This window comes from Terasakiella pusilla DSM 6293 (assembly GCF_000688235.1).
GTDB lineage: Bacteria > Pseudomonadota > Alphaproteobacteria > Rhodospirillales > Terasakiellaceae > Terasakiella > Terasakiella pusilla.
The window spans coordinates 159627-184412 of sequence record NZ_JHYO01000003.1 but is presented as its reverse complement, the minus strand read 5'-3'; the positions used below and the strand labels follow the sequence as shown (position 1 = coordinate 184412).

23 protein-coding genes are annotated in these 24786 nt (G+C 52.3%); 7 read left to right on the top strand and 16 right to left on the bottom strand.

Annotated features, from left to right (window positions below):
- Positions 1-36 precede the first annotated feature (36 nt).
- Positions 37-240, top strand: coding sequence for a hypothetical protein (locus tag Q397_RS0103250; protein ID WP_028878188.1), 204 nt, complete (start codon positions 37-39; stop codon positions 238-240).
- 82 nt (positions 241-322) lie between these two features.
- Positions 323-880, top strand: a complete 558-nt coding sequence (locus Q397_RS0103245) for a hypothetical protein (RefSeq protein ID WP_028878187.1) — start codon at positions 323-325, stop codon at positions 878-880.
- A gap of 2 nt (positions 881-882) precedes the next feature.
- On the opposite strand, the gene nikR is transcribed toward Q397_RS0103245, so the two are convergent.
- The gene (nikR, locus tag Q397_RS0103240; protein WP_028878186.1) at positions 883-1287 is read right to left on the bottom strand and encodes a nickel-responsive transcriptional regulator NikR; all 405 of its coding nucleotides are present in this window, start codon (positions 1285-1287) and stop codon (positions 883-885) included.
- Between the two features lie 93 nt (positions 1288-1380).
- On the opposite strand from nikR, the gene Q397_RS0103235 reads away from it, so the two are divergent.
- The gene (locus Q397_RS0103235) at positions 1381-1965 is read left to right on the top strand and encodes a HupE/UreJ family protein (RefSeq protein ID WP_028878185.1); all 585 of its coding nucleotides are present in this window, start codon (positions 1381-1383) and stop codon (positions 1963-1965) included.
- Between the two features lie 81 nt (positions 1966-2046).
- Here the strand turns inward: Q397_RS0103235 and Q397_RS0103230 are convergent, their stop codons facing one another.
- Both Q397_RS0103230 and Q397_RS0103225 read right to left on the bottom strand, forming a co-directional pair.
- The gene (locus Q397_RS0103230) at positions 2047-3093 is read right to left on the bottom strand and encodes an aldo/keto reductase (protein WP_028878184.1); all 1047 of its coding nucleotides are present in this window, start codon (positions 3091-3093) and stop codon (positions 2047-2049) included.
- Complete coding sequence (locus Q397_RS0103225; protein ID WP_028878183.1) at positions 3093-3734, bottom strand: arylesterase; 642 nt, start codon at positions 3732-3734, stop codon at positions 3093-3095. Before Q397_RS0103225 ends, Q397_RS0103230 begins: the two co-directional genes overlap by 1 nt.
- On the opposite strand from Q397_RS0103225, the gene Q397_RS0103220 reads away from it, so the two are divergent.
- From Q397_RS0103220 to Q397_RS0103210, 3 genes are all read left to right on the top strand, one after another.
- Positions 3733-4431, top strand: coding sequence for an ABC transporter ATP-binding protein (locus Q397_RS0103220; protein ID WP_028878182.1), 699 nt, complete (start codon positions 3733-3735; stop codon positions 4429-4431). The genes Q397_RS0103225 and Q397_RS0103220 overlap by 2 nt on opposite strands.
- Positions 4428-6932, top strand: a complete 2505-nt coding sequence (locus Q397_RS0103215; RefSeq protein ID WP_028878181.1) for an ABC transporter permease — start codon at positions 4428-4430, stop codon at positions 6930-6932. The genes Q397_RS0103220 and Q397_RS0103215 overlap by 4 nt, the downstream gene beginning before the upstream one ends.
- 156 nt (positions 6933-7088) lie before the next feature.
- Positions 7089-7805 carry a Bax inhibitor-1/YccA family protein gene (locus Q397_RS0103210; RefSeq protein ID WP_051609660.1) on the top strand — a complete coding sequence of 239 codons (717 nt, stop codon included), beginning with the start codon at positions 7089-7091 and terminating at the stop codon, positions 7803-7805.
- A gap of 78 nt (positions 7806-7883) precedes the next feature.
- Here Q397_RS0103210 and Q397_RS0103205 read toward each other — a convergent pair whose 3' ends face one another.
- The 12 genes from Q397_RS0103205 to hemC form a co-directional block, all read right to left on the bottom strand.
- Complete coding sequence (locus Q397_RS0103205; protein WP_028878179.1) at positions 7884-8840, bottom strand: 2-hydroxyacid dehydrogenase; 957 nt, start codon at positions 8838-8840, stop codon at positions 7884-7886.
- 99 nt (positions 8841-8939) lie between these two features.
- Entirely contained in the window at positions 8940-9656 is a 717-nt protein-coding gene (locus Q397_RS0103200) for a J domain-containing protein (protein WP_028878178.1), read from the bottom strand.
- A gap of 617 nt (positions 9657-10273) precedes the next feature.
- On the bottom strand, positions 10274-11683 hold the full coding sequence (locus Q397_RS0103195; protein WP_051609659.1) for a PepSY-associated TM helix domain-containing protein: 1410 nt from the start codon (positions 11681-11683) through the stop codon (positions 10274-10276).
- 41 nt (positions 11684-11724) lie between these two features.
- On the bottom strand, positions 11725-12051 hold the full coding sequence (locus Q397_RS0103190; RefSeq protein WP_028878176.1) for a hypothetical protein: 327 nt from the start codon (positions 12049-12051) through the stop codon (positions 11725-11727).
- Between the two features lie 173 nt (positions 12052-12224).
- Positions 12225-13295 (bottom strand): BMP family ABC transporter substrate-binding protein, encoded by a 1071-nt coding sequence (locus tag Q397_RS0103185; RefSeq protein ID WP_028878175.1) that lies wholly within the window; start codon positions 13293-13295, stop codon positions 12225-12227.
- A 49-nt stretch (positions 13296-13344) separates the two neighbouring features.
- The gene (locus Q397_RS0103180) at positions 13345-14280 is read right to left on the bottom strand and encodes an ABC transporter permease (protein WP_028878174.1); all 936 of its coding nucleotides are present in this window, start codon (positions 14278-14280) and stop codon (positions 13345-13347) included.
- Complete coding sequence (locus Q397_RS0103175) at positions 14277-15347, bottom strand: ABC transporter permease (protein ID WP_028878173.1); 1071 nt, start codon at positions 15345-15347, stop codon at positions 14277-14279. Before Q397_RS0103175 ends, Q397_RS0103180 begins: the two co-directional genes overlap by 4 nt.
- Positions 15344-16873 (bottom strand): ABC transporter ATP-binding protein, encoded by a 1530-nt coding sequence (locus Q397_RS20865; RefSeq protein ID WP_038012780.1) that lies wholly within the window; start codon positions 16871-16873, stop codon positions 15344-15346. Before Q397_RS20865 ends, Q397_RS0103175 begins: the two co-directional genes overlap by 4 nt.
- Positions 16864-17814: a tRNA dihydrouridine synthase gene (locus Q397_RS0103165; protein ID WP_028878172.1), complete on the bottom strand. Its 951-nt coding sequence runs from the start codon at positions 17812-17814 to the stop codon at positions 16864-16866. Before Q397_RS0103165 ends, Q397_RS20865 begins: the two co-directional genes overlap by 10 nt.
- Positions 17815-17897: 83 nt before the next feature.
- A complete protein-coding gene (locus tag Q397_RS20860) occupies positions 17898-19256 on the bottom strand; it encodes a heme biosynthesis protein HemY (RefSeq protein ID WP_051609658.1) in 1359 nt (452 codons plus the stop codon).
- Positions 19256-21052, bottom strand: a complete 1797-nt coding sequence (locus tag Q397_RS23825; RefSeq protein WP_051609657.1) for a uroporphyrinogen-III synthase — start codon at positions 21050-21052, stop codon at positions 19256-19258. Before Q397_RS23825 ends, Q397_RS20860 begins: the two co-directional genes overlap by 1 nt.
- 157 nt (positions 21053-21209) lie before the next feature.
- Positions 21210-22154 carry a hydroxymethylbilane synthase gene (hemC, locus tag Q397_RS0103150; RefSeq protein WP_038012779.1) on the bottom strand — a complete coding sequence of 315 codons (945 nt, stop codon included), beginning with the start codon at positions 22152-22154 and terminating at the stop codon, positions 21210-21212.
- Between the two features lie 82 nt (positions 22155-22236).
- On the opposite strand from hemC, the gene tsaD reads away from it, so the two are divergent.
- Positions 22237-23313, top strand: a complete 1077-nt coding sequence (gene tsaD, locus Q397_RS0103145; protein ID WP_028878170.1) for a tRNA (adenosine(37)-N6)-threonylcarbamoyltransferase complex transferase subunit TsaD — start codon at positions 22237-22239, stop codon at positions 23311-23313.
- On the opposite strand, the gene Q397_RS0103140 is transcribed toward tsaD, so the two are convergent.
- On the bottom strand, positions 23310-24728 hold the full coding sequence (locus Q397_RS0103140) for a hypothetical protein (RefSeq protein WP_028878169.1): 1419 nt from the start codon (positions 24726-24728) through the stop codon (positions 23310-23312). The genes tsaD and Q397_RS0103140 overlap by 4 nt on opposite strands.
- Positions 24729-24786: the final 58 nt, after the last annotated feature.

The window sequence follows — 24786 nt, the reverse complement described above, 5'->3', positions numbered from 1 at the left end:
TTAGTCTAGGCCCAGTTTTATAAAAAAGAGGGTCCTATGGCTAACAATGCTGAACTTGCCGCAAAACTTCTGCGCGCCGCATCAAATTTTTTCCGCGCCGTTGGCGAGCAAAACCCCGACCTTAAAGAACAAATGACCACAAATGCCGACGCCTGCGAACTGATCGCGGATCGCGTGGAAGTCGATCCGCTGGGTATCCCGGCTGAAGACGATACCCCGGCACCGGAACAAATAAACTAGCGTCTCTTACAGACACTGGAGAAATCCGCCCGAATATGCTAGGCTGCTTATCTGTTTAGAAAAACAAAAGTGGGTCACCAGAATGGTCTTTACATCAGCCCTTGGCATCAATGCGAATGGAGGCGCGAACTATTATACCCGCGCAGCCAGCAAAGATGGCGACTCCTCATCTGCCAAGTCCGATACGGATAAAGCAGAGGCAAAGGATTATATCGACCTCAATGCAGGCGAAAATCTAAAAGACAAAATCCGTAACGCCAAATCAACGGACGATCTGGTTGAACTGCTCAGTAAAGGGCAGGAAGAGGCGCGCACGGCCCTTGCCAAGTTTGACAGCCTGTTGAACAAAAACAAGGCCGCCTATGGGGATGACCTTTATGCCAAACGTCAGGGCATCCTGTTTGAAGCCACCCATAAAACCGTCATGGAAATCATCGTTTCACAAACCGAAACCGATGAAGGGACAACGACAAACGTGTCGGTCAAGGTCTCCATGTCCTTTGAAGCCCGCCTGATGACCAATATTCGCGACCTTGATCCCGACTTCTTTGACGACGTGATGAAAGATGCGCGCAATATGTTTGGCTATAGCGGATCACTGGACCAACGCGACCAACCAGACGATAAAAACGACAGTTAAACTCAGTCGTCCAACGGGACAATATGCAGCCAGCCGTGCTTGACGCCGGTTTGGGACGTAATGCGATTCGCCATAGAGCGAACCTGCTTGACCGTACCGTTTAAGACTGTGGTTTCCAGACAGTTTTCCGCATCCACATGCAAATGCAACGTTGCCGCCGGAATATCATGGTGATGATGATGTTCTTCAACCAGACGCGAAGACAGCGTGCGTTCTTTATGATTATACATATAGACGACACAGCCCACACATTTCGCCTCGTCATTAGAGGACACTTCTTCTTCGGCCAATAGGGAACGCAACGCATCACGGATACCTTCGGAGCGATTCTTATACCCCTTTGCTTCGATCAATTTATCGAATTTTTCCAGCAGTTCGTCTTCAAGTGTGATTGTAACCCGTTCCATTTAAAAACTTTCTTTGTTGCATCAGGTAAAAAGTATGATATTTTTCAAAAAAATCATACAAAACGTTCTTTATAGTATAAGGGGAATTTCTCCATGAAACGATCATTCTTTTTGGCAGCGGCGCTGACCGTCGCTGCCATGCCAGCCATGGCCCATACGGGTATTGGCACAGGCTCCAGCATGGCAAGCGGTTTCACCCACCCGATCGGTGGTCTGGATCATATCCTCGCCATGGTTGCCGTTGGTATCTTGGCGGCCCAACAAGGCGGTAAATCCTTGTGGCTGATCCCGGCGTCTTTCGTTGCCATGATGGTTTTTGGCGGCGCATTGGGCCTCAACGGCGTTGCTGTGCCAATGGTTGAGATCGGCATCGTCGGCTCTATCATTGTTTTGGGGGCTGTCATTGCGCTTGGTCGTCAATTCCCGCCAGCCGCCGCGATGGTTCTCGTTGGCTTCCTCGCCATTTTCCACGGTCACGCCCACGGCACGGAAATGCCGATGGATGCAAGTGGTCTGGCATATGGCCTTGGCTTTGTTATTGCCACAGCCTTACTGCATGGCGCAGGCGTCGGGGCAAGCTTGCTGGCACGCAAACTAGATAAAGACATCACGCCGATCGCCTTGCGCGCAAGCGGCAGTGCAATCGCTGTGATGGGTGCGGTGCTTTTTGTCCTCTAAGACTTAAAAGACACGCACAATAAAAAACGGGGCATTAATCGGCTGCCCCGTTTTTTTTATGCTTAAAATCCGCTCGGCACCTTACGGAGCCGGATTCGGATTTGACTGATGGACAGCCTCGATATCCGCCAGCACCTCATCTGACAAGTCCAGATCAAAGGCAGCGATGTTGGACTTCAACTGATCCATCTTGGTCGCCCCAATGATCACACTGGTCATAAAGGTTTTCGTTTTCAGATACGCCAGCGCCATCTGCGCCATATCCAACCCGTGCTTTTGCGCCACTTCAAAATAAGACTGCGTGGCATCAATACCGCGCGGTTTGGTGAAACGAGAATACCGCTCCGGCCAAATGGTAATCCGCGCGCCTTCCGGCTTTTGACCGTTGAGATACTTACCGGACAAGGTTCCACCGCCCAGTGGGGAATAGGCCAACAAACCGACTTGTTCGTGGGCAACCACTTCCGAGAGGCCAACTTCAAACTGACGGCACATCAGGTTATAGGGGTTTTGGATCGACACCGGACGCGGCCAGCCGTTCTTTTCCGCCAGACGAACATATTCCATCGTGCCCCACGCACTTTCGTTGGACAGACCAAAGTGACGGATTTTGCCTTGTTCGATCAATTTAACCATGGCACCAAAGGTTTCTTCAATCGGCACTGCATCGGAAAAATCAGCCCCATCGGGGTAGTCCAGCTTGCCAAAATAGTTGCTCGGGCGGGACGGCCAATGGATTTGATAGACATCGATATAATCGGTTTTCAAACGTTGCAGGCTGCCTTCAACCGCGCTCAGTACCTCTTTCTCCGTCAAGCGTTTGGCACCATCGCGCACATAATCAAAATGCGCCCCTGGACCGATAACTTTTGTTGCCAGAACAATATCTTCGCGCTTTTTGGTTTTTTCAAACCAATTCCCGATCACGCGTTCGGTGTCGGCATAGGTCTCTTTGCGCGGAGAAATCGGATACATTTCCGCGACATCAAAAAAGTTGATCCCTTCACCGACGGCATAATCCATCTGCTCATGACCTTCGGCTTCGGTGTTTTGCTCACCCCATGTCATGGTGCCCAGACAGGCGAGACTCACATCAATATCCGTGCGGCCTAATTTTCTATATTCCATTAATTAATCACCTTTAAAACATACGGCAGAATACGATCCACAATGATCGCAACGCCCTCTTTAGTCGGATGAATACCGTCATCCAGATTTAAATCCGGATTCCCCGCGACGCCATCAAGAAAGAACGGATATAGGGCGACGGCATGCTTTTTCGCAAGTGTCTGATAAATCGAATTAAACTGTTCACCATATTCGGCGCCCAAATTAGGCGGAGCCAGCATCCCTGCCAGTAAGACCGTCACGCCTTTTTCTTTAAACAGGGTAATCATTTGGTCCAGATTCTGTTTGGTGATTGCCGGATCAATCCCGCGCAAAGCATCATTGGCCCCCAACTCAAGGATCACCACATCGGGCTGATCTGCCAATGCCCAGTTCAGGCGCGCCAATCCGCCTTGGGTGGTATCACCTGACACCCCGGCATTAATCACCTTGATGTCATGGCCTTCTGCCCGTAGGCGACTTTCCAACTGTTCGGGGAAGCCATCCCCCTGTGGCAAGCGATATCCCGCTGTTAGACTATCCCCAAAGGCTAGAATTTTCAGCTCTTTAGCCCATGCTTGTGATCCGATGAGATTGACAACCAGTAAAAAAAGAACACATCCTCCTAAAAGCTGTAACTTACAACGAAGGCCTTGGTTCATGAGCGATACTCCCGCGTTAAGACTTGAAAACATTCACCTTAAGCTGGCAAGTCACGGGGGGGACGTCAATATCCTTCGCGGAATTAATTTAGAAATCATGCGCGGCGAGACCGTTGCCATCGTCGGTCCCAGCGGGTCTGGCAAGTCCTCCATGATGATGGTCATCGCAGGGCTGGAGCGCGCGACCTCCGGCCGTGTGGAAATTGCCGGACAAGACGTCACCGCCTACAGCGAAGACGAACTGGCACTGTTTCGCCGGGATCATGTGGGCATTGTTTTTCAGGACTTCCACCTTGTCCCGACCATGAGCGCCCTTGAAAATGTCGCCGTCCCGCTTGAATTTTCCGGCATTGCAAACCCGTTTGACAAAGCCCGTGCACAACTGGAAACCGTGGGCCTTGGCCACCGTCTGGAACATTATCCCTCCCAACTTTCCGGGGGGGAGCAACAACGCGTCGCCCTTGCGCGTGCCTTTGCCACCAACCCGACCTTGCTGTTAGCCGACGAACCCACAGGTAATCTGGATGGAGAAACCGGTCGCAAGGTCATGGAGCTTTTGTTTAGCCGCCACAAAGCGCAAAACAACACTCTGCTGCTCATCACCCACGACCCCAAACTGGCTGAAAAATGTGACCGCATCATCGAAGTTAAAGACGGGCTCATCCAATCGTCTGAGCTGAAGGTCGCGGCCTCATGAGTGATTGGAGCCATGCAAAACGCCTCGCCTTGCGCGAACTGCGCGGCGGGACCAAGGGATTTCGCATCTTCCTCGCCTGTTTGATCTTGGGCGTCACCACCATTGCGGCAGTGTCCTCTCTCAACCAGTCCATCAGTGCCGGTTTGGCCCGTGATGGTCAGGCACTGCTGGGCGGGGACATTGATTTACGTCTGTCCAGCCGCACGGTGACAGACGATCAACAGGCTTATTTTGACGAAATCGCGCAGACCTCCCACATTAGCGAACTGCGCGCCATGGTCAGCAGTGGGGAGGCCCGCCAACTGGTCGAACTGAAAGCCGTCGATTCGCTTTACCCCCTCGTCGGCAGCGTTAAAACCGCCCCGCAACTGCCCATCGATCAAGCCCTTGCCGACAAAGGCGCGATTGTGGATGAAGGCTTGCTCACCCGCCTGAACATCAAGATCGGTGACAGCGTGCGGGTTGGACAAGCCGATATCGTCATCCGCGCCGTGATGGTGAAGGAACCGGATCGCATCGCCTCTGTTGTCAATTTCGGGCCGCGCTTTATGGTCTCCATGGCAACGTTGGAGGCCACACAACTCATGCAGCCCGGCAGTGTGGTACGTCACCATTATCGCCTCGACCTCAAAGACGGTTTAACCGTCCCTGCAACTGTAGAAGATTTAAAAGAGAGCTTCCCCGAAGCCGGATGGCGCATCCGCACGCCGGACAACGCCGCCCCCGGTGTGGAAAACTTTATTGACCGCCTTGCCCTGTTCCTCAGTTTTGTGGGCTTTACCACCTTGTTGATCGGTGGCGTGGGCGTGAGTTCTGGGGTGCGCGATTATCTGGATAGTAAAATCGCCACCATCGCCACGTTTAAATGCCTTGGGGCCAGCGGCGATGTGATCTTTAAGACTTATCTGCTGCAAATCCTGATTTTAAGCGCCATTGGCACACTCATTGGCCTTGTCCTTGGGGCTGCGCTGCCGTTTATTGCGGCTAATGTGGGATCAGACTTTTTCCCCGTTCAGCCGGAAGGGGGCTTTTATCCCAATTCCCTGATCGCAGCCTTCTTCTTTGGGTTGCTTACCGCCCTGACCTTTGCCTTCTGGCCCTTGGGTCGCGCGCAGAATGTGCCGGCAAGTGCGCTGTTTCGCGATAAAATCACCCCGATCCAATCACGCCCTGCCTTTAAATATCAAGCCTTTGCCGTTGTTTCGGCTGTGCTGTTGATCGCCCTGGTGCTCTATACCGCCCACAACATCCGCTTTGCCATCGTCTTTATTGGCGCGGCCGCAGCTAGCCTTGCGTTGTTAAAAGGGGCCGGTGCGCTTGTCATGCGTCTGGCGCGTCGGACGCCCCATGTCAAAACCACTGCCCTTCGCCTCGCCATCGCGGCCTTGCATCGCCCCGGCACAACCGCGCCGTCTGTGATCCTGTCGTTGGGGCTCGGCTTATCGGTGTTGGTTGCCGTCTCCCAGATTGACCAGAATTTGCGCAACCAGATTAGTGATGAATTGCCAAAGCAAGCGCCGTCTTTCTTTTTCATCGACATTCAAAATGATCAGGCCGACCAGTTTGACCAGACCCTACAAAGCCTGAAAGATACGGAAAACTATAAACGGGTGCCGTCTTTGCGCGGTCGAATTACCAAAATCGACGGTGTACCTGTGGATCAAGTGACCATCGATCCCCAATCCCAGTGGGCTGTGCGCGGTGATCGTGCCCTCACTTATGCCACCCAACCGGCGGAAGGCACCAAGATCATCAAGGGGGAATGGTGGGCCGCAGACTATCGCGGTGATCCACAAATCTCGCTCGATGCAGGCCTTGCTAACGGATTCGGGATCGATATTGGCGACACGCTGACCGTCAATGTCTTGGGCCGCGATGTCACTGCCACCATTACGTCTTTGCGCGACATTAACTGGAAATCCATGCGTTTTGACTTCGCCATCATCATGAGCCCCGGCCTCTTGGAATATGCGCCCCACTCCCACATTGCCGCCCTGCATGTGGCTGATAGCGCGGAAAAAACCGTGGAAAAAACGGTCGCAAGCGACTTCCCCAATGTGTCCGTCATTCGGGTTAAGGAAGCGCTGCAATCGGCCCGGGCTTTGATGGATGGGATCTCCTCAGCCATCGCCGTTGCTGCCAGCTTGACCGTGCTTGCAGGCACCCTTGTGCTTGCCGGGGCCATGGCCTCCGGTCGGGAACGGCGCACCTATGAAGCCATCGTCTTTAAGGTGTTGGGGGCGACCCGCGCGCGTATGGTTCAGGCCTATTTGATCGAATATGGCGTGCTTGCGCTTGTCACCGCCGCCATCAGTGCGGTGATCGGGACACTCGCGTCATGGGGGGTCATCACCTTTTTGATGAAGATGGACTGGTCGTTTGATCCCTTTAGCATCGTAGCCACCCTCGTTCTCTGCCTAATTTTGACCATTACAGCTGGTTTTCTAGGGACATGGCGCGCCCTTGGTCAAAAGGCCGCCCCTCATCTTCGAAATGAATAAGGATATTTCCATAGTTTAAAACTATTGAAAATGCGTATAAAATTCTATCGAAATACCTGAAAAACCAATGGGTTTCACTTGCATTAGCTGAATTTCGTGACATATTAGATACTAACTAATTTCATTGAGTTTTTAACAGCTCCCAAGAGGATTCTTATGCAATTCGGTAATGACCGTCACTCTATGTCACAAACTGATGCACGCGTTGCTCAGTATGACGTAGGCCTACGTAAATATATGTTGGGCGTCTACAACTACATGGCGGCCGCCCTGACACTCACAGGTATTGTGGCCATGTTGGTTTCACAGTCCCAACCTATGCTCCAGCTGATCTTTGGCACACCGTTAAAGTGGGTCTTCATGCTGGCACCGCTGGGCTTTGTTATGTTCCTGGGCTTCAGAATTCATAAAATGTCCGCGTCTGCTGCGCAAATGACTTTCTGGGCCTTTGCCGCTGTCATGGGGGTTTCCATGGCGTCGATCTTTATGGTCTTCACAGGCACCAGCATTGCCCGCACATTCTTTGTCACAGCCGTTGCTTTCGGCGCGCTGAGCCTTTACGGCTACACCACAAAACGTGACCTGTCTGCCATGGGCAGCTTCCTGATCATGGGTGTTGTTGGCTTGTTCTTGGCGATGATCGTCAACCTGTTCCTGCAAAGCACCATGATGCAAATGGTAATCTCTGCGGTAGGTGTGTTGCTGTTTGCTGGCCTGACAGCTTACGATACGCAAAAGATCAAAGACACATATGATGCGATGGACAGCTCTGAAATCGCAGGCAAAAAAGCCATCATGGGCGCGTTGATGCTCTATCTTGATTTCATCAACATGTTCCAGTTCCTATTGAGCTTCCTCGGCCAACGCGAGTAATCGCGATCCGACGGATAAAAACCAAAAACCCGACCTCCATACGGTGGTCGGGTTTTTTTATTGTCTGACGTCAGGATATTAGACTGTGACCGGATGGGGGGGCGTTTGGCCTTTAAAGAAAGCCTCCAGATTATCGATGGCACAAAACCCCATGGCATTACGGGTTTCCAGCGTAGCACTGCCCAGATGGGGCAACAGGAGCGTATTAGGCATCTCACGATAGCCGGGGTGCAGATTTGGCTCCCCGTCAAACACGTCTAAGCCCGCAGCAGCGACCTGACCGCTTTTAAGGGCTGCTAACAGGGCTTCATCCTCCACAACGCCGCCACGGGCCGTATTCACGACCACAGCGCCTTTTGGCATCAAGGCCAGTCGCTCCGCATTCAAAAAGCCACGGGTTTGTGGGGTTAGCGGGAAATGTAGCGACAGGAAGTCACTGACTTTCAGCAAACTTTCCGCACTGTCATGGTAGGTTGCGCCATGATCCAGACGAGTCCGATTGTGGTAGTGGATCTCCATCCCAAAGGCCTGTGCACGTTGGGCCACCGCCTGTCCGATGCGTCCCATGCCCAAAATGCCAAGACGCTTTCCCTGCAGGCCGATACCTATCAATTGCGTCGGGTTCCAGCCCGTCCATTTATCCTCGCGGATCAGGCGTTCGCCTTCATAGGCACGCCGCGCCGCGCCCAACAAAAGAAGCAGGGCAATATCCGCCGTGGCGTCGGTCAAAACACCGGGTGTGTTGGTCACGACTATACCGCGCCGCTGACAGGCCGTAATATCGATATGTTCATAGCCCACCGAGAAGGTGGAAATGATGCGAATACGATCCGGTAAACGCGCAATCAAATCGGTGTCGATTTGATCATTTGGGGTACATAAAATACCATCTACATTTTTTGATTGTTGAATTAACTTTTCTGAATCAAGGGGAACGTCATCAGGATTCAAGATAGTTTCAAATGTATCTACCAGTCGTTTTTCAACAGTGTCTGGTAATTTTCTGGTTACTAAGAGACGTGGCTTTTGCATCATCCGGTCCTTTCCTATACCCTGACAGCTTATCACAAAAAACGCCGTTCCGAAGACAGAACGGCGTTTTATTTTTATCCATACCCCTGTGGATAACAGCACTTATGTGCGCAAAATTGCCATCGCCTGGTTCAATTGGCTCATACGTTCATGGCTGCCATATTGCCCGTCTGGGTGGTGAATGGTCGCCAACATACGAAAGCGCGCGCGCACCTCGTTTTTACCCGGATATGTCCTCGGCGGGAAGCCAAGGATATGAAGCGCGTCGCTGCGATCCTGTACCCCATTGTTTAAAGGCTCAAAGGACAACACCGACACAATTGCCCTTAAGCGTTCTAATTCTTCAATTGTTTCGGGTAAGTTATGGTTTGATGGAACCTCTTGGACCTGTTGCTGGGCCAAATCTTTCAACCGGGCAAGCTCTTCCTCCTGCGCCTTCAGGCTTTCAGCAGTGTGCACCTTCACCAGTGCGTCACCTGCCTCCATATACAAGGCAAGGTTGAGCGCCTTACGGATATGAAGGACATCATACCCCGGCGCCATACGCACTTGCAGGCGGGGCTTGCGGCGCCAGGGTCGGCCCTTGCTCGGACCCGATTTCAGGATGACGGTTTCACGATCTTGCGGGTCTGGATCACCCGGATCAGCAAAAGCAGATATGTCAGCATCACTGACCATCAACAAAACGGAACGAGCAAGATCAGCCACATTGACTTTTTTGCGATCCGCCAGTTTGGAGACCTCGTCCCGGAATTTGCTGGTACAAGGGATGGTATAGGAATGTTTCAAATTTGATGATTTTTCTTTTTGCTCTTTCATATTTACATCACCAGATTGTTCTTTTTTCAAGTTCTCCGCTTCAACCGACGCCGTTGTGGTTTCGTCCGGCCTGCTGGAGGCAAATTGCGACACATTCTCTAACACGTTTTCAGCCCATTTCATGATTATGCGAAACCAGAAGCCCCGCAGTCAACTACGAATGTTGTTATAGCACCCTACCTTTGCGCATAAAATTGCATGCGAAGTCGAGGCACCCCCTTTACTACCTAGCTAAGATACTGTTTTTTCGTAAAAAAAGTATTACCTACACATGCAGACAAAGATTTTCTAACTTTCCTTGCTCTAGATTCACCTGCAGTTTTTAATGGTTTCTCTCCTCTTTCCAGATCAAAAAACCGCCCATCCGACCCCAAAAAAGCTGCGTTTGCAGTTACTTTTCAAGACCTTACCCCTGCCTCAGGCTCTTAACTTTTTATTAACTTATTGAAAAACAAGGGCTTAATTCCAACCCTCAACCTTGCCCGCCATGCTGTACAACAACGTACCGCTAACGAAACTTAGATAAAATTTTATTTAATTCTTCCCGTGGCTTATCGTCCAAACAAACAAAAAGGCGCTTCTCCCCATAGAGAAACGCCTTTTTGCTCACCTTAAAATTAAGAAGCCAGTCTTTTCAAGAAAGGAATACGGCATAAAACCAGTGTGTCCAGCGCAAGGACACAAATCAAGGTAAGGCCTGCCATCGGAAAGGCTAAGGAGACAAAAAGCGCAATTAAAACAGCGGATTGCCACTGCGGCATATCTTTAGGCAAAGGTGGTGCCACCAATCTCAAGCCCGCAGCAGGTCGGCGTTTCCACCACATAATCACGCCACTCACCGCCAAAAAGATCGTCGACAGACACACCAGACTATTGGCAAGGACACTCCACAGCCCCAATGTCCCCATATGCAACGCAATCCCCACAGCCATCGCCTGCGCCATCAGGGAATAGTCTTCATATTTCATATCCGCCAAAATCTTGCCGGTATATTGATCCACATGGACCGTGCGATCAGAGGTCGGATCATCACTATCGGTACTCATAGAGTCCCGACTGATGGTATAAACCCCGGTCTTTGTCGTTGGGATATTCATCTGATAGCGCCCAGAAAACCCCAACTGACGTGCCAATTGATCCATACTCTCCAGATCAATCACCGTCTGCGCAGGCAAGACCGCGTGCCCCGCCTCACTGCCAGAAGCCGGAAGCGGTGTTTGTTCCAAATTCCATGGCACTTCTTTCGGCCCGTGGTTCATGCTGGCGTGAATGTCATCTGACAGCGGCACATTATCCCAACGTTCCGCTGGATAACTGTTCCAAGCCTGCACCAGTTTCTCACCCCAAATCCCCGCCCAAGACAGACCGGAGATGAGGAAAAACAGCAAAAAGATCGACAGCCAAAGACCAACCGCCCCATGAAGGGCCTTCCAGACCCCACGTTTGCCACCGGATAAGGTCGGCACGAACGCGCGATACCACCCCGTGCCCCGTGGCCACCATAGATAAAGACCCGTAATCAACAAAATGATCCCAAGGGAGGCGGAAATCTCAATCAACCGATCTCCCAAGACGCCGAGCTTAAGGTCGCTATGCAGGCTATCAAAAAAATCATACCAACCACTGCGACGCGGGAAGCTGTTGAGCACATGCCCAGTGTAAGGATCAACAACGACCATATAGGCCACATCGCCTTGATCCACCCGAAAGATGGCGGCCAGATCTTGCGCCCGCGGCGCGATATATTGTTTTAAAACACCATCGGGAATAGCCGCACGCGCCGCTTCTGCCTGTAACGACAGCGGATAGGTTTGATCCTGCACAATTACAGGCGTCTTTTCGCCATCACGCCCATCGATATAGGCAATCCACGTCATGCCCATTCCCGTCACGGCCAGCAGAATAAAAAACGGGATCACATAGAGACCGGCGTAGAAAAGCCAACGCCACGCCGCTTTATAGAATTTATCTTTACGATCAGACACGCGCGTGTCCTTTGCAACATCGGTTGCAGCCTTGGAGACCATCAGTCTCTCCTTTTCAATTTGATATTAAAGAATGTCTGAAATCAAATTGAAGCAGGCGGGGCGCGCGCAAAGACATAGCCTGCCATACGCAGGTCAGAAACCAGATTGTCCTGAACATTGTAGGCCAGACGAGAGACGGTATTTAGGCCAATCAGATGGGACGATACATCTGTTGTATCAAAAAGATGAAACGATGAAGACCAGTCACAATGTTTGACCACTGTTTCTTCAACCGGCTCGCCATTTTCATCCAGATACACGGTGATGATGGACGTGCCGCTACAGATGACGGTCTTGATCCCCTGTTCGCCATAGGTCGGCATGGTGCCAACCGCATAAAAGGAAAACAGCACAAAGGGCAGGAGCATTAGTCCTGTCAAAAAGCGCCTAATATAGGCGGTTGCTGTTGTCCCTCTCTTCATGGCAAGAGAGTACTTAAGGCGTCAAATGAAAACAATTCTTTATTGCAGTTCCTCAAGCAATAAAAAAAGGGCTGCGAGAAACCTCACAGCCCTTTTAAACCGATAACCGGGTTCAGATATTAGTTCGGCAATTTGCCAACCACACCTTCAACATACCAGTTAAAGCCAAGCAGGTCGCCGTCTGTCATTGTTGTGCCAGCAGCCACGCGCTCTTTGCCTTCGTTGTCATTGATCGGACCTGCAAACGGGTGCAGCGTGCCGGCAATGATGTCTTGTTTAGCTTTTTCAACAAGATCACGGACGTCTTGCGGAACCGCATCGTTAAACGGTGCCATCTCGACCATACCTTCTTTCAAGCCGTCCCAAGTATCTTGGTTGCCTTCCCATTTACCTTCCAGAACTTCTGTAACGCGCTTCACGTAGTAAGGCGCCCAGTTTGTCACTGTAGACGTCAGTTGAGCTTTCGGGCCAAATTTAGACAGGTCAGAGTTATAACCGATCGCATAAACGCCAGCATCAGCCGCAGCCTGAATGGTTGCCGGGCTGTCAGCGTGCATGTTCAGCACGTCTGCGCCTTGACCGATCAATGTGTCAGCCGCTTCACGCTCTTTACCCGGATCGAACCAAGAGTTTGTCCAGATCACGCGAACCTGTGCGTCTTTGTTCACTTCACGAATACCGCGTGTAAACGCGTTGATGCCGCGCACAACTTCCGGAATCGGGAAAGCCGCAACATAACCGATGACGTTGGATGTCGTCATTTTACCCGCAACCAAGCCCGCGAGGTAACGACCTTCGTAGAAACGAGCAACGTATGTGTTGACGTTTTTCGCGCGTTTGTACCCTGTTGCGTGTTCAAAAGCGACTTTCGGGAATTTTTTTGCCACTTTCAATGTCGGGTTCATGTAACCGAAAGAGGTTGCGAACACCATGTCATAACCATTTTTGGCGTAGTTCATGATCACACGTTCAGAATCCGGACCTTCCGCCACAGATTCAACAAAGCTGACCTTGATCTTGTCACCGAACTCTTCTTCGATGGCTTTGCGGCCCAGATCATGCTGGTATGTATAACCGGCGTCCCCGATCGGTGATACATAAACGAAACCGATTTTCGTTTGTTCGGCCTGTGCTGCAGTCGCGCCCAATGCCAGAGTTGCAGCAGCCAAGACCGCTTTTAACTTACCCATAAAATTTGTCTCCTAGCCAAATATAAAAAGGTTACTCTTTACTTCCCAATTATCCATCAGCTCTGAATGGTTTGCCCAAACAAGCTGGTGCATTCAATCTGATCTTGGTTTCGTCACGCGAAATCAGGACCAGTACCAGAATCGTTGCGATATACGGTAGCATATTCATCAAATGCCCCGATACATCCAAGCCCAAGCTTTGCACATTTAACTGTAAAATGGTCACGCCGCCAAACAAATAGGCACCGATCAAGGCGCGTCCCGGCTTCCAGGTGGCAAACACGACCAGCGCCAGCGCAATCCAGCCACGACCCGCGGTCATGTTTTCAGCCCACATCGGCGTATAGATCAACGAAATATAAGCCCCTGCCAGACCACACATGGCCCCGCCAAACAGAATCGCACAAAAACGGATCAGTACCACCGGATAACCAATGGCGTGGGCGGCGTGGTGCGATTCGCCAACCGCACGCAGGATCATGCCCCAGCGTGATTTATTTAAAAACCAAGCCGTCACAGCCACCAGCACAAAAGCCGCATAGACCATAATGTCATGCCCAAACAGCAACGGCCCCACAATCGGAATGTCGCTCAAGCCCGGAATATCAATCGCCTGCAAGCCCTTGATCGGCGTGCCGATATATTTCAGTCCAAAAAAGGCGGAAACCCCGACGCCAAAAATCGTCAAGGCCAGACCGCTTGCCACCTGATTGGTATGGAGGAAAAGAACCAGCACCGCAAACAGTGCCGACAACAACGCCCCTGCCAACATGGCGGCGATAAAACCGACCGTTGGGCTGCCAGTTGCAACAACCGCAATAAACCCGCCGACCGCGCCAACCAGCATCATGCCTTCAACGCCCAAGTTCAGAACGCCGGCTTTTTCGGTGATTAATTCCCCGATCGCAGCAAACACCAACGGTGTCGCGCCCCGCGCAACGCCCAAAAGGATGGCAATTATCGTTTCGACTTCAAACCCGATCATGCGGCTTTCCTCTTAAACCCAAGTACCACGCGGTAATTAATCAACACATCACACGCCAACAGAAAGAACAACAGCATCCCCTGAAACACACCCGTTACCGCCAGCGGCAGGCTCAGTTCCATCTGCACCGTCTCCCCGCCCAGATAGGACAAGGCAACCAAGGTGCCGGCCAATAAAATCCCGATCGGGTGCAAACGCCCCAAAAAGGCAACGATAATCGCGGTAAACCCATATCCCGGTGAAATCACGGGCTGCAACTGACCGATGGGACCAGCAACCTCAAACATCCCGGCAAGACCTGCCAAGCCGCCGCCCAGCATCAGGCTCATCCAGATGACTTTTTTCGGGTTAAAGCCGGCATAATTCGCCGCCAGTGGCGTCAAGCCAACGACCTTGACCTGAAAACCGATCAATGTGCGGCTCATGATGAACCAACCGAGCAAAACAACAAACAGCGTAATCAGGGCGCCGATATGCAAACGGCTTTCGTCAAACAACAACGGCAACAAAGCCGCATCACCAAACATCCGCGATTCGGGGAAGTTAAATCCTTCCGGATTACGCAGCGGGCCATTGACCAGATAGCCCAAAAACAGGGTCGCCACATAAGTCAGCATCAAGCTGGTCAAAATCTCGTTGGCATGAAAGCGCGTCTTCAAAAAAGCCGGAATTGCCGCCCAAGCCATACCGCCCAGCACGCCTGCAATGATCATAATCGGCAGCAAAAACATACTTGTGCTGTCATACCATGTGACCGCAATGGCACCGGATACAATCGCGCCCATGGTCAACTGACCTTCCGCGCCAATGTTCCAGACATTCCCACGAAAACCCACAGCCAGACCGACCGCACAGAGGGTCAAAGGTGTAGCTTTCAAAAACAGCTCTGTCAGACCGTACGAATCGCTGATCGGCTGAATAAAAAACAGATAGAGCGAATTTAACGGATCATAGCCCAGCGCAGAAAACAGCATCGCGCCCGCAACCAACGTAAAACAGACGGCCAATATTGGCGCGCCATAGACCATCACCCGTGACGGGGCGAGACGAGGTTCAAAGCGGATCATCGTTGTGCCTCCTCGTCCCAGGCATCGACCTGATCAAACAGGCCGCCCATCAACAAGCCTACCTGTTCCACCGTTGTGTCATGGGTCGGGCGTGCAGGGGACAAACGCCCGTGGGAGATCACCGCCATACGATCCGTAATGGCAAACAGTTCATCCAAATCCTGAGAGACAACCAAAATCGCACATCCTTCATCGCGCAGGTTCATCAAAGCCTGATGAATTGACGCCGCCGCCCCGGCATCAACGCCCCATGTGGGTTGGGCGACGATCAACAGCTTTGGACTTTTCAACAATTCACGACCGATGATGAACTTTTGCAAGTTCCCACCGGACAGGGATTTCGCTTCCGACTTCGACCCGCCTGTACGCACATCGAAAGCCTCGATAATCTTTTTGGCAAGGTTATGCGCTTTGGAAAAACGCAAAAAGCCCATTTGCACCAGATCGGACACCCCATGACCGGACAAAAGTGTATTATCCGCCAAAGACATCTCCGGCACAGTACCGTGGCCTAAACGTTCTTCCGGCACAAAGGCCAAACCCAGCTTGCGCCGTTTATGCGGTCCCAAATGGCCAACAGACAGCCCATCCATGCGGATCGCCTCATCGTTAGGGGACAAGCGCTCGCCAGACAGCATGGACAGCAGATTGTTCTGCCCATTCCCTGCCACACCAGCGACACCAAAAATCTCGCCGGATTTGACGGTAAAGCTGACATTTTCCAGATCGGCAACAAACACATCGTCGGTGGACATGGACAGATTTTCGACGACCAAACGATCTTCCCCGACTTTGGCATTCGGATTGCGGGCCGGAATTTTGATCTCTTCACCCACCATCAACTGCGCCATAGAACGCGCACTTTCTTTGGACGGGTCACAGTCGCCCACAACTTTCCCCGCACGCAAAATGGTTGCGCGGTCGCACAGGGCTTTGATCTCGTCCAATTTGTGGGAAATATACAGAATAGAGCGCCCTTCTTCGCGCAGGCGGCGCAGGGTGACAAACAGTTTGTCAACTTCCTGTGGGGTGAGAACCGATGTCGGCTCATCCATAATAATAAGACTGGGGTCTTGCAGCAAACAGCGCACAATTTCAACACGCTGACGTTCCCCGACCGACAGCGTGTGGATATATCGTTCCGGATCAAGCGGCAGACCGTATTTATCCGACACCTCGACAATCCGTTTTGCGAGTTCCTTTAGCGGTCCCTTTTCGTTGATCCCCAAGGCCACGTTTTCCAGAACCGTCATGGATTCGAACAGCGAAAAATGCTGAAAGACCATGCCGATGCCCAATTTACGCGCCATACCGGGGTTTTCGATGGTTACGCTTTGACCTTCCCAGAGGATCTCGCCCTCATCGGGCTGCATAATGCCGTAGATCATTTTCACCAACGTGGATTTACCCGCACCATTTTCCCCCAAAAGGGCATGGATTTCGCCAGCTTCCACATTAAAGTTTACATGGTCATTCGCAATACAGGCGGGAAACGCCTTTGTAATGCCGGACAGTTCTAGGCGCATATGCCAACCTCGCGCGCTTCATTCATGACTATAGCGTTTATCGCCGCCGGGTCTTTCATCGGTTTGATCCGATCAAACAACTGTTTTGCTTCAGGGTACGTACGACCCAACAGTTTAATCCATTGTTTCATTCGCCCTTCTCCCCATTTGGGACGTTTTGTATCCTGCATCAGGGCGCAGTAAATTTCCAACCAGCCCAGCATTTCTGCCCACTGTGCAAACTCCCCGCCCTTAATTTCACGCGCTAAGGACGGTCGTGCAATCGCACCGCGCCCGATCATAATGTCGTGACAGCCACTGATCTCGCGACATTTCTGCGCATCTTCTGGCGTCCAAATCTCACCATTGGCAACAACCGGAATGTCCACGACTTCGCAAATTTTCGCAATCCATTCCCAATGGGCAGGCGCTTTATAGCCTTCCAGCTTGGTACGGGCATGGACGGTCAGCTTTTGCGCCCCCGCTTCTTGCAAGGCGCGCGCATTGTCAAGGGCGAGGGATTTATCCTCAAAGCCCAGACGCATTTTCGCACTGAGGGGAACAGAGGCGGGCAAAGATTTTTTAACCGCAGAACAAATTTCAAACAACTTTTCCGGCCATTGCAACAAGGCCGCCCCTGCCATATGGCGGTTAACGGTTTTGGCCGGACAGCCAAAGTTGAGATCAATGCCCGTTGCGCCCAATTCCACAGCAAAGGCGGCATTATCACCCATGACCTGCGCTTCGCCGCCCATCAACTGCACATGGACGGGCACACCCGCGCGGGTTTTTGCATCGGTCTTTAATTCCGGGCAATATTTGAAGTACCATTCAGCCGGTGCCACCACTTGAGAGACGCGCACAAATTCAGTCACGCACAGATCGAAACCTGAAATACGCGTCAACATATCACGCATATGAACGTCAACCACCCCTTCCATTGGGGCCAGTGTGATGGTCATCGATCCCACAATCCTTGACCGTTTGGTAAAAAAAGAGCTTGTAGCAAATCGCACCGAGCTTGTCTTTAGGGAAAATGATCCTTTTATGACAGTTTCGCGCTCTCTTCCAACAGCTCCGCCTCCACAGGTGCAGCAAGCTCCGCGCGGATTGCCTGCGGTGGGGTTTGCCACTGCTTGGTATCAAAATCAGCGCATTTGCCACAAACGGCTGACCACTGGGAACTCACATCCCCACAGGACTGACAGACCCACGCTGGATTTGCCGCCGCTTCGGTGGCTTTTTTCAACCATTCACGCGCGCCACGCATGTCGTTATTTTCGGTTTCAACCAATTGGGCTTGCAGGGTAAAGACCCGCGCACTGGGGGCTTCTTTAATCAAGACCTCCAGCTCGTCGCGTGCTTCCCCCCACAATTGGGCGTCAAGGGCCGCCCGCGCAATGATGATCCGGCTTTCCACATGTTGACGGTTTTGCGCTGCCAGCTTTTCAGCCAGTTTTACCCGTTTCAAGGCATCTGCTTCGCCATGCAAGTCTTGATAGAGATCATACAAATCAGGATGCGGCAGCCGCGCCCACATATCTTCTATCACACTATAGGCTTTGCGCAGCTTGTTGGTTTTCGCAAACAATTTCGCTTCCATCAACGCAGCGGGGACGCGCATCGGGTCGAGCTTCAGCGCCAACCCCAACAGGTTTAAGGCACCGGACAGCTCACCTTCTGCTTCGGCCGCACGTGCACGTTCCACCATCAAAGCCGCTTTTTGTGTTTTCCCGCTTTGGCTTTCCACGAACTTGTGTTTGATCGAGCTTTCCAGCGTCGATTCGGCTTCTGCCCAATTGCCCTGCTGGACTTGCAGGTCAAACAGATTTTGCGCCAGCCATTGTGCTTTCGGTTTAATTTTATACGCCTGTTGTGCCAGACTTAACGCTTCTTCCCGATCGCCACGGGCCAAAGCCTGATTAAACAGACCGCGCAATCCCAAAAACTCCATGCCTTTGGTTTTGGACATTTCTTCAAAGAAACGCATCGCGGCTTTGTCATCGCCTTCCAACTGGGCGGCTTGAGCAGAGAGCAACATGGTCAGGCTGGGGTCTTTTAATAAAGACTGGGCTTTACGCGCATGTTTAATCGCTTCACCCGATTCGCCTGCTGCCACGGCCACCAGACCTTTGGTTAAGGACTCATACCCCTGATGAGTGCGTTTTTCTGTGCGGTAATGACCAATCACTTGCGGGGAGCGACGGATAAACAGCCAGAATCGATACAGCACCGCGCACATCCCGATCACGATCAAAAAAGCGATCAAGGCCAGCGCAATCGGCACATCCACAATCAAGCCCTGCCAAGTCACCGACACCACACCGGGATTTTCTGCAAACCAGACCCCGACTGCGACACACAGCAGCAGCAGGATAATATATTTTGCGATGCGCCCGAACATTAGCCCTGTCCCCCGACGTTACCCAACAACGACAGAATATGCGCCTGCATCATGGAAACGCTCTGTTGAGCGTCCAATCGTGCTTTGGCTTGATCGATCCATGGCTGTGCCGCCTCGCGGGGGTTTCCTGCCAACGTCTCAAGTTCCGTAATGGCTGCCGCGATATCACCGTTCTGCACATTATGTTCAGCCCGCGCGACGATCCCCAACGCGCCTTCCCCGTCCAAATTCCCCGGTGCCCGCCGGATGGTCACAAGGGAGGTCACATTTTTAACCGTCTGTTCCATCCAACCAGCGCCTTCAGGCACGGCAACGGCGCGCACAATATCATTGGCGGTAGTTTTAAAGGACGTGGTCAAGGCCGACAGGGACGCCAGACCGCTTGTGGCATAAGGCTTCAAGCCGTCAACGGCACTTTCCAAAGTCACATCGCCTTGGGCCAAAGCGGCCAGTGCCGCAAGTTCTGCCTCAAATGGCGAAGAGGTGCGCAAGACTTCACGCAAGGTGCTCAAACTCGCGACCAGTGCTTGGGCATTATCGGACGAGCTGCGTTCTTGCACCTGTGCGGCCTCAAGGTCGGTCAGGCGGGCATTCAGCTCAATGACCAATTGGTTTAAACGGTCATTTTCAACCTTTAAGGCCACAATTTCTTTAACTTCTTCTACTGAGGCACCAGATGTATTAGAAATTTCGATAGACGCGATCTCGGTCTGAAGAGCCCCGATCGTCCCTTCCAACGCAGCGATTTTATCCAGCAACGGCTGCACATCCACAGGGGCCGGTTGCTTGCGTTTTTCCAGTTCTGCCATGCGTACAGAAATCGTGGACATGAAGCGTTCAATGTCTTCGGTCTGGTTGATCTTCAGGGCATGCGCCATCTCGGTCTTGACCGCAGGCACCCACAGATTCTGCGTGAAGAAGCCCCCAACACCGACAGCCACCACAATCACCGCCGCGCCCATCAAGGCTTTTGCTTTAAAGGACAGGCCGTTCGCTGGCGTTTGTGTCGTCGCCTGTGTCTCTGCTGCTGTGTCAGACGGTTTCGCCGCCCCTGCCTCTTTCTTGGTTTCGGGCTTTCCTTCTGGCAACAGCGTCAACAAGGCCGCCTGATCCGGTGTCTTTGCCGTCTTAACCTCTTTAAACGTGATCCCGTCCAGATTTTTGGCCACCGCATCACTCAGGCAATAAGCCGACATTTTTTTAAGATCAGCCTGCACGCCGCCTTTGCGCGCCAACTCCGCAAAAGCAGTCGAGGTCCGCGGGGAATAAAGTAAGACGCCGTCGATCTTACCCGCTTTGATCTCTTGTTTCAGCGTCAGGCTCAGTTCAGTGGTTTTATCTGCGCTATATAAAACGACACGGGCGTAGGTGAAGCCGTCTTTTTCCAACATCCCTTTCAGATCACCCGCAAGGCGGGAGCCCGCCACATGCAGCAAGGTGCCTTTTTTAGGATCGCACTTGTCCTTAACCAGCTTGGCAAGACCATCCACGTCACCCGTGGCGCACTCAATCTCTTTAAATCCGGCCTCGCGCGCGGCTTCCCCGGTCGCATCCCCAACAGCCATAATCTTGAAATGACGGCGTTTATCGGCGCGGGCGAAATGGCGCATCCCATTGGCGCTTGTCACCAACAGAGCCTGAATATCTTCATCTTTAAAGTTTTTAAGTTGGCCTGCCCCGTCGGCTTCCGGTTTGATGGTCAGCAGCGGAAACAACACAGGCTCATGGCCTTTGTCTCGCAGGATTTTGGCAAGGGGCTCGGCATCCTCTTTCGGTCGTGTGATAAGTAAACGCATAACTCCCCCAGTATTAATTGCCCATGCATTAAAAAACAGGGTCTTACTATAACACCACGGCGCGAGCGCTTAAAAGAGAATTGCTGTGAATAATCAAAAATATAGATAGAAAAAGGGCCGAACGTGTCATCCGTCCGACCCTGTTTTGCAATCAATCTTAGGCTTGGACGACGTCGCTTAAGAAATCTTCGCCCGCGCGGTCTTTCAATTCCTGCCCCGCTTTGGTGCCCAACCCGTCCGGGTCGGTAATCGGGCCGCGCATCTCATTCGTCAGCACTTCGCTGCCATCGGGTTTAGCAAGCATGCCGCGCAGATAAATCTCATCGCCGTCAATTTCCGCCAAGGCCGCAATCGGCGTGCGACACGACCCATCAAGCACCCGCAACAGCGCGCGTTCCGCCAACACGCGGATGGTGGAAGTTTCGCAGTTTAACGGCGCAAGATAATTCATCATGCGCTCATCCCCTGTGCGACATGAAATCCCGATAGCGCCTTGTGCGACAGCGGGCAACATATCTGTATCTTCAATCACAGAGGTGATCGCATCTTCATACTTAAGGCGGCGCATACCTGCATTTGCCAGCAAAGTTGCATCCACAACCCCTTCTTCCAATTTGCGCAAACGGCTTTGCACGTTGCCACGAAACGTGATGGTTTCAAGATGTGGGTATTTCGCCTTAATCTGGGCTTGGCGACGCAAAGACGCTGTCCCCACAACCGCGCCTTTCGGCAGGTCAGCCAATGTTTTGGCTTTTGGCGAAATAAAGACATCGCGCGGATCTTCACGCGGTAGAATGCACGGCAGGGAAATGCCCTCCGGCAACCATGTCGGTACATCTTTCATGGAATGGACAGCGATATCGATGCGCCCGTCAAGCTGTGCGTCATCAATCTCTTTTGTAAACAGGCCCTTGCCGCCAATTTCCGACAAGGGACGGTCTAAAATCATGTCGCCGGTGGTCTTGATCACTTCAATGGCAATCGCGCCGTCTGCGCGCAAATCTTCATGGGCGGCTTGCAAACGATCGCGTGTTTCGTAAGCTTGTGCGAGTGCAAGCGGGCTGCCACGGGTACCGATCACTAATTTTGGTTGGTCCGACATGATTTTGAATCTCTACCTTTGGGTTATCTCAAATTCGTGGTATCTCTGCCGCATAATTGTGACAGCATTAGGGCTATGACACTTGAAAATATTAGGTATTGAAACAAGTTGTGATGAAACCGCTGCTTCCGTCGTCACCGATGACGCACGGGGTGAAGCGCGGATTCTGTCCAACGTTGTCCTGTCCCAACTGGATGAACATCGCCCCTATGGCGGGGTTGTACCAGAAATTGCCGCGCGTTCCCACCTTGATCATATCGACCGCATCGTCGAAGAAGCCATGAGCGAAGCGAATGTGGATTTCAGCGAGCTTGATGCCGTGGCCGCAACCGGTGGGCCGGGCCTGATCGGTGGCGTCATTGTCGGCGTGATGACCGCAAAAGCCATTGCGCTGACCCACAATTTGCCCTTTGTCGCCGTCAACCACCTTGAAGGCCACGCCCTGACCGTACGGCTGAACGAACAAGTGGACTTCCCCTATCTGTTATTGCTGGTGTCAGGCGGCCATTGCCAATTGCTCGCCGTGGAAGGGATCGGTAAATATAAGCGCCTTGGCACCACCATTGATGATGCGTTGGGGGAGGCCTTTGATAAATCAGCAAAATTGTTAGGCCTTGGCTATCCCGGCGGCCCCCATGTAGAAAAAGCCGCCCTGAAAGCCACCAACCCGGATCGCTTTAAACTGCCCAGCCCCATGAAGGGCAAACCGGGCTGCGACTTTTCTTTTTCCGGCCTGAAAACAGCCGTGCGCCAAGCCGCCGAAGCCCTGCCCCCCGGCCCGTTTAAGGAAGAAGATTTAAACGATCTCTGCGCAGCCTTCCAAACCGCGGCTGCAGACAGTCTGGTCAATCGCTGTAAAAATGCGATCAAAATGTTTAAGCAGGATTATCCCGGCGGCAATACCTTGGTTGTGGCAGGGGGTGTGGCGGCAAACCAAGCCATCCGCAGCCGCTTGACCGAGCTATGCAACAAAGAAAAGATGCAGATGGTCGCCCCGCCCTTAAAGCTGTGTACCGACAATGGCGCCATGATCGCTTGGGCAGGTCTGGAAGCCTTTAAAGCTGGACAGCGCGATGACCTGTCTTTTGCCCCGCGCCCGCGTTGGCCCCTTGACCCCGATGCGCCGAAAGCCGCCTATGCAGGGGGCAAAAAGGCCTAATCAATCAGGCGGTTGGCACGGTCTTCTGCGATTTGTTCGCGCAGGTCGTGGGCTTTTGTGATGTTTTTATCAATCACATGGACCATGCTGGTTTTCCCCGTTTCCTGATAATAGGCGCGGGCCTCTTCAAAACACATCAAGGCATGATCCAACCATTGCGGGGTGTGCGGATCGCGCTTTGCCAAGGCAAACAGGGTCGCGCCCAGATTGTTGTGCGTGCTGGCGCGTTGGGCGGGATACTTATCTTCTGTGTAGACTTTCAATACCGCCTGAAAGGCAACGCCTGCCTGTTCCAGTGATTGTGCGCCCTTCATCATCTGACCGTGCAGCATCAGGGCTTTTGCCATGCGCGACATACAATCGGCCCAATTCAGCGGGAACCGTGTTTCCGTATACACGCCCATGGCTTTTTTATAATAGCGGGTGGATTTTTGCAGATAATCCGGCTCGCTCAACTGTCGCCCGATCTTGGAACAGGTCGCCGCAATGCGTAATTGCACCGCCGCCCATTCCAGACCTTGCTGTTTGCGGCTGAAAATATCGCTGACTTCTTCAAAGATTTTAATCGCGCGATCAATATGTTCCAGCGCAGTCGCATCATCGTCATGCCCGATCATGACTTCATAAAGCCAGCCCTGATGGTTTTTGGTAAAGGCCCAATCAATGGGATATTTTTCTTTATCCGCAACGGCTTCCCATTGCTCAAACGCCCGCACCGCCTGCTGGAACCAGCCAAGTTCCTGGCCGCGTCGGGCAATATTGGCAAGGATGATCGCCCCCATCCCCATGGCCGACATGCGGGCAGCGGGTTGGGTTTTACGGGTTGAAAGGCCGGTGGACAATTTGGTCAGCGGATCAACCGCGCCCAACAGATATTCCCCAATTTTAAGACCTTGTGTTGTATGGGTCGGCACGGTCGCCGCAAAAATGGCGGCATAAAGCACATCAAGGGAGGCTTTTTCAGGCGCAAAAGGGACCAACAAATTTTCCAGCTTCCCCGGAATACCCAGATCAGCGTCGCCTTCTTTTGCCGACAGAAAGTACCAGCGCACGGCTTGTTCGTCCAACAGGACTTCCCCCCACAGTAGCAAATCGGCCTGTTCCTTCGCCAACCATTTGCGCCCTTGCTCGACAATCTCTTTGACCTGATCGCTCAGGCTACCGGTCTTTGGTCGCGACAGGGTTTTGGGGAACAAACGGATAGACAGGCCCTCACGTTCTTTTAATGGCCCGAGCACATTTTCCAGTAAGACGGTCTTTGCTTCGACATTGGCAAACTCCCCTTCCGGCTCAGCAACGAGAACCGTGACGTCATTTAGCCCCTGCATCAGCTTGGACGGACTGGTCATCGGCGCGGGTTCTTTACTTTCGCGCATTGTAAACCAGTCAACAAAACGGTTGAAATAACTCGGCATAGGGTTTTTCCACTCTATTCGTACTTTATCTAGGAATACCCTAATGACGCTTGAGAAG